10 protein-coding genes are annotated in these 10,997 nt (G+C 62.9%); 8 read left to right on the forward strand and 2 right to left on the reverse strand.

Annotation, left to right across the window (positions count from 1 at the left end):
* From DSC91_RS05850 to DSC91_RS05875, 6 genes are all read left to right on the forward strand, one after another.
* Positions 1 to 555, forward strand: a complete 555-nt coding sequence (locus DSC91_RS05850; RefSeq protein WP_115777255.1) for a carboxymuconolactone decarboxylase family protein — start codon at positions 1 to 3, stop codon at positions 553 to 555.
* Positions 556 to 863: 308 nt separating this feature from the next.
* Positions 864 to 1,289 (forward strand): OsmC family protein, encoded by a 426-nt coding sequence (locus tag DSC91_RS05855; protein WP_054035350.1) that lies wholly within the window; start codon positions 864 to 866, stop codon positions 1,287 to 1,289.
* Positions 1,290 to 1,459: 170 nt separating this feature from the next.
* Positions 1,460 to 2,302, forward strand: coding sequence for an isocitrate lyase/PEP mutase family protein (locus DSC91_RS05860; protein ID WP_115779710.1), 843 nt, complete (start codon positions 1,460 to 1,462; stop codon positions 2,300 to 2,302).
* A 155-nt stretch (positions 2,303 to 2,457) separates the two neighbouring features.
* Positions 2,458 to 3,096 (forward strand): TetR/AcrR family transcriptional regulator, encoded by a 639-nt coding sequence (locus DSC91_RS05865; RefSeq protein ID WP_115777256.1) that lies wholly within the window; start codon positions 2,458 to 2,460, stop codon positions 3,094 to 3,096.
* Between the two features lie 29 nt (positions 3,097 to 3,125).
* On the forward strand, positions 3,126 to 4,682 hold the full coding sequence (locus DSC91_RS05870) for an MFS transporter (RefSeq protein WP_115777257.1): 1,557 nt from the start codon (positions 3,126 to 3,128) through the stop codon (positions 4,680 to 4,682).
* A 485-nt stretch (positions 4,683 to 5,167) separates the two neighbouring features.
* A complete protein-coding gene (locus DSC91_RS05875) occupies positions 5,168 to 5,440 on the forward strand; it encodes a YodC family protein (protein WP_115777258.1) in 273 nt (90 codons plus the stop codon).
* A 138-nt stretch (positions 5,441 to 5,578) separates the two neighbouring features.
* On the opposite strand, the gene DSC91_RS05880 is transcribed toward DSC91_RS05875, so the two are convergent.
* Positions 5,579 to 5,890 (reverse strand): superinfection immunity protein, encoded by a 312-nt coding sequence (locus DSC91_RS05880; protein ID WP_115777259.1) that lies wholly within the window; start codon positions 5,888 to 5,890, stop codon positions 5,579 to 5,581.
* Positions 5,891 to 6,053: 163 nt separating this feature from the next.
* On the opposite strand from DSC91_RS05880, the gene DSC91_RS05885 reads away from it, so the two are divergent.
* Positions 6,054 to 7,517: a M20 family metallopeptidase gene (locus DSC91_RS05885; protein ID WP_115777260.1), complete on the forward strand. Its 1,464-nt coding sequence runs from the start codon at positions 6,054 to 6,056 to the stop codon at positions 7,515 to 7,517.
* A gap of 455 nt (positions 7,518 to 7,972) precedes the next feature.
* Positions 7,973 to 8,860, forward strand: coding sequence for a crotonase/enoyl-CoA hydratase family protein (locus DSC91_RS05890; RefSeq protein WP_115777261.1), 888 nt, complete (start codon positions 7,973 to 7,975; stop codon positions 8,858 to 8,860).
* Between the two features lie 84 nt (positions 8,861 to 8,944).
* Here the strand turns inward: DSC91_RS05890 and pdeR are convergent, their stop codons facing one another.
* Positions 8,945 to 10,948: a cyclic di-GMP phosphodiesterase gene (pdeR, locus tag DSC91_RS05895; RefSeq protein WP_115777262.1), complete on the reverse strand. Its 2,004-nt coding sequence runs from the start codon at positions 10,946 to 10,948 to the stop codon at positions 8,945 to 8,947.
* Positions 10,949 to 10,997: the final 49 nt, after the last annotated feature.

Raw genomic sequence — 10,997 nt, forward strand, 5'->3', positions numbered from 1 at the left:
ATGACCGAGCGTTTGCCTCATTTCGAATTGCCCGACGCCACGCCCGAGCAAAAGGCCGTACTCGACGAGATTTTGTCCGGTCCGCGCGGCAATCTGAACGGCCCGTTTCTGGGCTGGATTCATAGTCCGGAACTGGCGCAGCAGGCGCAGCGGCTCGGTGCGTTCTGCCGCTATCGCACCGGCTTGCCGCTGCGTCTGTCGGAACTGGCGATTCTGGTGACCGCGGCGCGCTGGCAGGCGCAGGCCGAGTGGTACATCCATTATCCGATCGCCCTGGAGGCCGGTGTGGCCGAGGCGGATGCCGAGGCGATTCGCCAGGGTCATCGCCCGTCCTTCGCGGACGCCGACGACGCCTTGATCCATGACTTCGCGAGCGAACTGTACGATACGAAGCGGGTCTCGGATGCCACCTATGCAAAGGCGGTCGGGCGCTTCGGTCACCAGGTGGTGATTAACCTGGTGGGCCTGCTCGGCTACTACGCCCTCGTGGCGATGACGCTGAACGTGTTCGACATGCGCGCGGTGGGGCAGGAGAGCCTGCCGTTCGCCGAGTAGCGGCCGCGCCGCCTGGCGCGAGGCCCGCTTTTTGCCCGGCAACCAGTCCGGCAACCAGTCCGGCGCGCGGTGCGCGCGCATCGGCGAACCGCTGCCTGGTGTCGTCATGACACTGGCACACGGAAGCGCCTATGATGAAGTTCGGTCCACGCCCGCGCCTCTTGCGCCGCGCGGCACATCCCGAAGGACATCCCCTTGGGGCACTCGCGACCGATGCCGATACTACGAATACCCGGGCTGGACCGTTGTGGACGGCATCACGTAAGGTTGAGGAGCGGCGCGAAGCAGGGCACAAACAGGAGAGAGCGATGAAGCGCAAGGCATCGGCAGTCTGGCAAGGCGGCCTGCAAGACGGCAAGGGCTCGATTTCCACTGACAGCGGTGTCCTCAAGGACACGCAATACTCGTTTGCCACACGCTTCGCGGACGGCATCGGCACGAATCCGGAAGAGCTGATTGCGGCTGCGCACGCGGGTTGTTTCTCGATGGCGCTATCGGCCGAACTGAGCAAGGCCGGCATCAAGCCGGAACGCATCGGCACCACGGCCACCGTCACGCTCGACAAGGACGGCGGCGGCTTTTCGATCACCGCGGTGCATCTCGATGTGGCCGTGAAAATCCCCGGTGGCGACAAGGCCGCGTTCGAGAAGGCCACCGCGGACGCCAAAGCCGGCTGCCCGGTTTCCAAGGTACTGAACGCCACCATCACGATGGACGCGAAGCTCGAAACCTGAGCGCGCGGTTGGTCGATTACGGACACATGAAGGCTCGGCTGGCGGGCGTAGCCCACCGCCGGCCGCGACGTTCCGTTCATTTTCCACTCACTTTCCCTTCAACGCACACGACGACGATCCGGCAGCGCATGGGCGCACTACGCCGGTCGCCGCCTTCAATGGGACCGTCGATGACAACGCAAACCGAAAAAGCACGGCAATTCCAGTCATATCACGCAGCGGGCGAGGCCTTCATCATCCCGAATCCCTGGGATATTGGCACCGCACGGCTGTTGGCGCTGGCCGGTTTCAAGGCGCTCGCCACCAGTAGCGCGGGCTACGCGTTTTCGCGTGGCTTGCCGGATAACGCCATCGGCCGCGCGCAGATGATGGTGCATCTCGCCGAAATCGCCGGTGCGACCGATTTGCCGGTCAGCGCCGATCTGGAAAATGGTTTCGGCGACAGCCCGGAAGACTGCGCCGAAACGATCGTGCAGGCCGCGGCTGCGGGCGTGGTGGGCGGTTCGATCGAGGATGCAACCGGTCGCGCCGACGCACCGATCTACCCGTTCGAAGCGGCTGTGGAGCGCGTGCGCGCGGCGGCCGAGGCGGCGCGGGCTCTGCCGTTTCCCTTCACGCTGACGGCGCGCGCCGAGAACTACCTGGTCGACCGGCCCGATCTCGACGATACGATCCGGCGTCTGCAGGCTTACCAGGAGGCTGGGGCGGATGTGCTTTACGCGCCCGGCCTGAAGACGCGCGACGAGATCGCCGCCGTGGTCAGTTCGCTCGACCGGCCGGTCAATGTGCTGATGGGCTTGCAGGGCGTCCTGCTCAGTTTCGAGGATCTGCGCGCGCTGGGTGTGCGGCGTGTCAGTGTGGGCGGCTCGCTGGCGCGTGCGGCCTTGGGCGCATTTCTGCGTGCCGCGCACGAAATGCGCGATCACGGCACCTTCAACTATACGAAGGAAGCCGCCAGCGGCAATGAGATTAACCGGCTCTTCACGAGCGCTGCGCAGAAGTGGGGTAAATAGACGTTGTGGACCGTGGTCCGGCCCCGGCCCGTGAAGGCCGGGCCGGCCGAGTCACTGACGCAGGAAGCAGGCGCGCGTGAGCCTACCGGGAGGACGCAGCGTCAATTTCCAATCTTGCCTTGCTTTGTTGAACGGTTAGTCATAATATCCGTCACATGAAGCAATCTGGCAATTCGAAGCAATTCGCGAAAAAAGACGGTGAGGTCTGCTCTCGGGGGCGTCCGCGCGAGTTCGACACGGACACCGTTTTGGCGAGCGCGAGCCAGGTTTTCTGGAATCACGGCTACCACGCCACCTCGATCGACGATCTCTGCAAGGCCACCGGCCTGTTGCGCGGCAGCCTCTACGGCGTGTTCGGCGACAAGCACGGCATCATGCTCGCCGCGCTCGATCACTACGCGGAAGGGTCGGTCGCCCGGCTGGCCGAACGGCTGAACGCGCCGGTGCCGGCGGACGAGGCGCTGCGCAACGCTTTGCTGCATTACGCCCGGGTCGCCTGCGCGTTGACCGGCGAGCGCAGCTGCTTCATCACCAACACCACGCTGGAGATGCAACCCGGCGACGAGGAACTGCGCACTCGCGTCGCGGCTATTCAACGCCGCATGGCGACATTGCTGGCGGCGTCGGTGATTCGCGGGCAGGCGAGCGGCGCCTTCAATTCCACGCTCGACGAAAAAGCCGTGGGCGATTTCCTCCTGTGCGTGATGCAAGGGCTGCGCGTATTGGGGCGAGTCGCCCACAAGGAAGATGCGCTGATTGGAATCGTCGACGTCGCCATGCGCGCGCTCGTCTAATTTTTTACCTAATTTTTGAACGATCGGTCATGAATAGAGACGCCATCAAGCCCGCTCCGGCGGCATTTGCTGGAGCGGCAGGCGGACCTGCCGCCGTTTGTCCAGGCGTGGGTGCCGTGGTCGCCGGCGCCGGGAAGACTGCGTCAGCCAGTGGCGGGAAGGCTGCGTCCGGCTTCGAGCGCCAGGGCCTCGCGCTCGCTGTGCTGTTCGTCGGCGCCTTCCTCGCACCGCTCGACTATTTCATCGTCAACCTCGCGCTGCCGTCGATTCACACCGGCCTGAACGCGACCAACGCGCAATTGCAACTCGTGGTGTCCGCCTACGCATCGGTTTATGCGGTGTTGCTGATCACGGGCGGGCGTCTCGGCGATCTGTTCGGCCGGCGTCGCATGTTCATGACCGGGATGGCGGCGTTCGTGGTCGCCTCCGCGCTGTGCGGCTTCGCCACCAGCGGCCACATGCTGGTGATCTCGCGGATCGTGCAGGGCATCGCCGCCGCGGTCATGGCGCCGCAAGTGCTCGCGACCATCCGCGCGGTCGTGCCGCTGCATCGGCAGACCAAGGTCATGAGCCTCTACGGTTTCGTCTTCGGGCTTTCGTCGATCGTCGGCCAGTTGGGCGGCGGCGCGCTGATCACCTATCACCCGTTCGGGCTCGACTGGCGCATCATTTTTCTGATCAACATTCCGATCGGCATCGTGGCCTTCATCGGCACCTGGAAGTTCGTGCCGGAAAATCAGCCGGCCACGCGCACCGGCATCGACCTGAAGGGCGTCGCGCTGCTCTCGATCGTGCTGCTGCTGGTGATCTATCCAATGACGCACGGCCGTGAAGCCGGCTGGCCTGCGTGGACCTTCGCGATGTTCGCGCTTGCCGTGCCGGCGTTCGCGCTATTCGTGGCAACCGAGCGGCGCGTCGAGCGCGGCGGCGGCCATCCCCTGGTGGATCTGCAATTGTTCCGCAATCCGGCCTTCGCACTGGGTCTCGTACTCGCGTTCCTGTTCTACTGCAACAGCGCGTTTTTCCTGACCTACGGGATCTTTCTGCAAACCGGTCTGCACTGGACGCCGCTTGCCTCGGGCATGGCCATCATGCCGTTCGCGATCGGTTTCGTGGTCGGGCCGCTGACGTCGCCCGCAGTGGTCAAGCGTATCGGCGGCCATGTGCTGGCGCTGGGCTTCTCGATGATGACGGTCGGCTTCACGGTCACCGGCTGGTCCGCGACCCATGCCGCTACGCCTGACCTGCTGTTCTATTGCGGACTGGTATGCGCGGGCGTCGGTCACGGTTTGCTGTTGCCGTCGATCATGCGCATCGTGCTGCTGGAGGTCGCGCCGGAGAAGGCGGGGCTTGCCTCGGGCGTGGTGTCGTCGACTTTGCAGATCGGTTCGGCATTCGGCACGGCGGCTATCAGCGGCGCGTTTTTCGGCGTGATCGGCGGCCGCGAGACGCCGGCTGCCTACGCGCATGCGTTCCAGTACAGCCTCGCGATTAACGCCTGTCTGATGTTCGTGTGTATCGGCTTGAGCGTGCTGCTGGTGCGGCATCAGCAACTCGCACTGCGCCGGGCGGCACAGGCGGTTTGAAAATAGCGGGCGGGAGATCGTTTTCAACGGTGGCCGCTAAAAACTATTATGCACTTTAAACAAAACCGGTTTTGGAGTGGATGCATTTACCGATGAGTTTTCGGTTCATAGGTAATTGCGCTTGTGGGTGATTGGAATAAACCCGAATCGGGTTTGTCGGGGTGGTTTAGATGCGGTAAATCAAGTTCGCATTTTCTACTTGCGGAGCAGGTTTGCCACCGTAAGTTTTGCCATCGTGCAATGCCGCACGGGTGGGGCTTGGCGTCGTTATGAAGGGTTTTCCCGGGTCTCCTTGTCCACTGTGTGGGCTGGGAAACACTATTCCCATGCCAATGAAAACGGTATCAATAAAAAGCACTTGCCGCGGTTAATTTCGATTGTTAATCTTGGCCAACTTTTTAGAGTTTTCCTTCGGCAGGGTTCAATGTTGCAAAGCACGATGCGATGACTTAATTCCGCTCAACGGGTTCCGTAGGGGATTGAATATGCTGACCGCTACCATTGAGGTATTCGAAACACCGCCAGCCGCACGCTTCAACGTCGGCGATGTTGTCACGCTGAAGGAAGGCGGTTCGCGCATGACCGTGACGTATGCAGGTCCGGTGGCGCTCAATCCTGGCGACTGGCTGATCTGCGAGTGGTTCGACGAATATGGCGAACTGCGCCGCGAAATGTTCGCGCACGAGAGCGTGCGGGCCGAGCCGCGCTCGATTCCCGCCGGCTCGGTGATGTGGGGCAGAATGGGCCGGGCGGCTTGATCGGCCGTCTGCTCGGCTTGCTTATTGCGCACGATTATTGCGCCCGATTGTTGCGCCGGTTTATCGCGCCTGTTTTTTCGTCTGCCTTTTGCGCCGGCCTATTGTGCAGGGTTAGTGCGCCTGACTCTTTCCGCCTGATTATTTCTCTTCCCGGTCACGCAGCGTGGCGCGTCTTTGCACGCGCATCAGCAGCGCCGACGAAAACGCCCGCATCCGCACGATCTTCCGCGTCGCTACCACTTCGCCGGCCACGTTCTTCGGCGGGTTAGGCTGCAGCGACCAGTAGAGTGCGAGCAGCCAGCCAAAACCCGTCCAACCGATGCATGCATTGAAGAGCGCCAGCGTCAGCACGTCATGACGCTTGCGCCGGTCCGCGAGAATGCTCGGCAGAAAATACAGCGCCAGCGCGAGCACTGCGGCGATGGCCTGAACCACGACGTTGCCACTCATAGACTCGCTCCTCAGGACTCGACGTATGCCCCAATTGTCGCGCGATTGTTTGCCTGGCGCATCCTCGCCGCGAGCCGTGCATGCGCGGCGAGGGGTTCAGCGCGTCGCGCATCAGGACTATCATGGACGTTTCGACTGAACAGAGCCGCCACGGACCGCCACCATGATCTCCGACGATACGACCCAGCAGACCCAGCGCATCAATCAGGACACGCTACGCGAATTCGTAGACCGCAAATGGAACGATGAGATCGTCCCTGCGCTCACGGACTACATCGCCGTGCCCGCCAAGAGTCCGGCGTTCGATCCCGAGTGGGTCAAGCACGGCTATCTCGAGCACGTGGTCACCGACGCGGCGCAATGGGCGGAACAGCAACCCGTGCGTGGTCTGAAGCTCGAAGTGATTCGCTTGCCGGGCCGCACGCCGGTGATTTTCTTCGAAACGGCCGCAACCCGGTCGGGCAGCGACGAAACCATCGTGCTGTACGGTCACCTCGACAAGCAGCCTGAATTCGACGGCTGGCGCAACGACCTCGGCCCCTGGACGCCGAAACTCGAAGGCGACAAGCTGTACGGCCGCGGCGGCGCCGACGACGGCTACGCGATCTATGCGAGCCTCACGGCACTGGCCGCGCTGGACGCGCAGGGCATCGAGCGTCCGCGCTGCGTCGGCCTGATCGAAACCTGCGAGGAATCGGGCAGCTACGATCTGCTGCCCTACGTCGACGCACTGCGTGAACGGCTCGGCAAAGTCGGGCTCGTGGTGTGCCTCGACTCGGGCGCGGGCAATTACGATCAACTGTGGCTCACTACGTCATTGCGCGGGCTGGTTGCCGGCGACCTCGAAGTCCAGGTGCTCGACGAAGGCATTCATTCGGGCGGCTACGGCGGCATCGCGCCGTCGAGCTTCCGCATCATGCGGCAACTCTTCGACCGTCTCGAAGACTCGGCCAACGGCACACTATTGCCGAAGGGTTTCCACGTTCCGATTCCGGCTGACCGTCTGCGCGAAGCGGAAGCAACCGCCCGGATTCTCGGCGACGACGTCTGGAAGAAACTGCCGTGGGCTTGCGGCCAGGACGGCCGTCAGGTGCTGCCCACCACCACCGATCCGCAAGAGGCCTTGCTTAACTCGACCTGGCGTCCGTCGCTGTCGGTAACCGGCGCGGCCGGCTTGCCCGCGCTTGCCGACGCCGGCAACGTGCTGCGTCCGCGCACGGCGTTCAAGCTGTCGCTGCGCCTGCCGCCGCTGATCGAAGCGGACAAGGCCGTCGCCGAACTGAAGGCGCTGCTCGAATTCGATCCGCCGTACAACGCCAAGGTCACCTTCAAACCGGACGCCGGCGCGGCGAGCGGCTGGAGCGCCCCCGATCTCGCGCCATGGCTCGCCACCGCGCTGAACGACGCGTCGCGCGCGCACTACGGCGCGGACGTTGCGTACATGGGGCAGGGCGGCACGATCCCCTTGATGAACGTGCTGAAGTCCGGCTTCCCGAAGTCGCAGTTCATGGTGTGCGGCGTGCTCGGACCGAAGTCGAACGCACACGGACCGAACGAGTTCCTGCACGTGCCGTACGGCAAGAAGCTGACGGCAGCCGTTGCGCAGGTGATCGCCGCCGCGCCTTGACGAGCGTTTCACCTTAGCCTTTCCTGCAATGACGTTGCAGGCGAATCGGCGGGCGCTCTGGTGCGCCCGCGTTTTAATATGCGAATTGAATAGTCCGTCTGTTGGCCCACAAATAAAAAAACTAACCTCCGCAAGTCCTATTTTCGATTGCATTACCTAATCGAAGACTATTTCTTTTTGTTTCAAATCCGGCAGGAAATTCAAGCTTTGTTCGCTCGCTAATTCATTGCGAGCCGGGTGTTCATTGGCAGGCTAATTTCGCCCTTCTTCGGTGCGCAAGCGTTTGCGTGCGCGACATCTTCGGCCAGTCGGATCGCCGCGCCGCGGAGCGCCGTCAGCTGTGGTTTCACACGCGTATTGCGGTCATCTGTTGGTTACCCCGCTCCCATCCGATTCCGGTCTGTTTTAGGCTCGCATTGCAATACCGGTGTTTAACCTTAAAAGGACCGTTCAAAATGAATCTGCAAAATCACCACGCCTGCCGCCCGTTTCTCGAAGCCGGCAATTTGTCGCAAGTCTCCGCTTACTACGAAGAAGGCCGCAACATCATGTGGATGATGTTGCGGGCGCAGCCGCGTCCCTGTTTCAATCTCGATCTGGTGCATGACATTCTGGGTCTCGCGCAGGCAGCACGAGAGTCCGGCTTGCCGATCGACTTCTGGGTGACCGGCTCGTTGATTCCTTCCATGTTCAATGTCGGGGGCGACCTCGATTTCTTCGCCGAGGCGATCCGCTCCGGCAAGCGCCACGCGCTGATGGCGTACGCGCGCGCCTGCGTCGATTGCGTGCACGCGGCGGCGCGCGGTTTCGATACGGGGGCGATTTCGATCGCGATGGTGGAGGGCACGGCGCTTGGAGGCGGGTTCGAGGCGGCGCTCGCGCATCATTTCCTGCTGGCGCAGAACGACGCACGCATGGGCTTCCCGGAAATCGCGTTCAATCTGTTCCCGGGCATGGGCGGCTATTCGCTGGTTTCGCGCAAAGCGGGGATGCGTCTCGCCGAGGAGCTGATCGGCTTAGGCGAATCGCACACGGCCGAGTGGTACTTCGGCAAGGGACTGGTCGATCAGCTGTTCGAACCTGGCGACGCCTATATGGCGACGCGCACCTTCATCGACACGCTTCGGCCAAAGGTAAACGGGATCCGCGCGATGCTGCGGGCGCGCCAGCGAGTGCTGCAACTCTCGCGCGCCGAGCTGATGGAAATTACCGAAGACTGGGTGGACGCCGCGTTCACGATCGAGGAGAAGGACCTCGTCTTTATGGAGCGGCTGGTGATGCTGCAGAACCGCCGTACTTCGAACCTGCGCCAGACGGCCGCGAGCGCGGCCAATTTCGCCTGAACCGCTCCGACTCCCAACCCTATCGAGCCGCGGCGAACGGTCCCTCAGCCCCCCAACGGGACATCCTTCGCAGCGTGCGGAAGCTCAGGCGATCAGTCTGAGCTTCTGCCTATCCTGCAACCAGCGTTCGAATTCCGCGACCGGCATGGCCTGGCCGTACAGGAAGCCCTGCACGTAGTCGACGCCCAGCCCCCTCATGAACACCTCTTCCGATTCGGTTTCGATGCCTTCGGCGACCACCTTGAAATTCAGCTCCTGCGCGACCACCACCATGGAGCGCACGAGTGCCTGCGCTTTGGTGTCGGCATTGATCGAGCGGACGAAACTGCGGTCGAGCTTGATGACGTCGAGCGGAATGCGGCCCAACTGCGAGAGCGACGAATAGCCGGTGCCGAAGTCGTCCAGGTGAACCTGCGCGCCGAGCTGGCGGAACTGCTTGATCAGATCGATCGCGGCCGCTTCGTCCTCGATCAGGCAGCTCTCGGTGAGCTCCAGGTCGATCAGACACGGATCGAGACTCGCGCGCTGCAGCGCGTCGTTGAAATGGCGGACCACGGCGGTATCCACAAGTTGCCGTGCGGACACGTTGATCGCGATGCGCAGGTCGTAGCCGTCCGCCTTCCATTTGGCCGCCTGCCTCGCGGCCGTTTCCATGACCCAGCGGCCGAGCACGCCAATCAGCCCGGATTCTTCCGCATAACGGATGAACTCGGTCGGCATGATCTGTCCGCGCTCCGGCGAGTTCCAGCGGACCAGCGCCTCGGCACCTTGCACCACGCCGGTGGCGAGCACGAGTTTGGGTTGATAGTGCAGCGTTAGCTGGCCCTCTTCGAGACCGCGCCGCAGGTTGGTGTCGAGCCACATGTACTCGGCGACCTTGCGGTTCATCTCGGGCGAGAACACACGATAGGTGCGCTTGCCTTCGTCTTTGGCAACGTACATTGCGGTATCCGCCGAACGGATCAGCGATTCGAGGCCGTTGCCGTGTTCCGGATACCGCGCGATGCCGATCGAGCAGCCCGTGTAGACCTCGACGAGTCCCAGGCTGAACGGCCTGCGCAGGCGTTCGAGAATGCGCTGTGCGGTGGCTTCGAGATCGTGTGCGGTGCCTTGGGCGGCGAGCACGATGAATTCGTCGCCGCCGAGGCGCGCGAGCGTGTCGCCTTCGTTCAGGCAGGTGCTGATGGTGGCCGAGACATCGCGGATCAGCCGGTCGCCGAAGACATGGCCGTAGTGGTCGTTGACCTTCTTGAAGTTGTCGAGATCGAGGAACAGTACGCCGACCGATTCGCCAGGGGCGGCTGCTTCGATCGCGGCACTGATCTTGTCCTGGATCGCATTGCGATTGGCGAGGCCGGTGAGCGAATCGGTGTTGGCCAGTTCGGTGAGCCGTTCCTGCGCGAGCCGTTCTTCGGTGATGTCGGTGCCCGAGCAGATCAGAAACTGCTCTTCGACGCCGCTGCCGCTGTGAACGAACTTGTTGCGAAACAGGAACAGCCGTTCGCCGCGGAGGGTCTTCACGCGCCGCTCGACTTCGTACGCGACGCCGCGATTGAAGAAACCCGTGATGTTCTGGCTCGACGCCGCGCCGGATTCGGTGCTCATGAACAGCGCCCAAACATTGCGGCCGACGATGTCCTCTTCCTTGACGCCGGTGAGTTCCTCCGCGAGACGGTTGAAACGCTGTATACGGCCGTGCCTGTCGACGATGACCACGACCGAGTTGACTTCGGAAACGACCTGTTCGGCGAAAGACAGCCCGTGGACCAGATCGCGCGCGACGGATTCGGTGTCGTCGTAGGCCGAGGCTGTGCCGGCCCACGTATTGCTGGCGAGTTTTTTGCCGACGAGGTGCAGGCGCAGCGGCTCGCCGAACAGCCGTACGTCGAGGATGAGGTGCGAGGTAATGCCGGTGAGGCAGCGGATTTGCGAGGCCTGTTGGGGATTCAGTGGAATGGCGACGTTGGCCGGCACGTCTCCGGTGACCGGCGTGAGCTCCAGCGCGTTGCTGTCGTTCGACAGGCGCCAGCAAGGGCTGCTTGTGCCGAACTGGGCAAAAAGCACCTGATCGTGTTGATCGTCGTTCATGAGATCCCCGAGCGGTGTGCCGATGAGCCAACCATGAAGGTGGGGGCGG

It is taken from the genome of Paraburkholderia caffeinilytica (assembly GCF_003368325.1).
GTDB classification, from domain to species: Bacteria; Pseudomonadota; Gammaproteobacteria; order Burkholderiales; family Burkholderiaceae; genus Paraburkholderia; species Paraburkholderia caffeinilytica.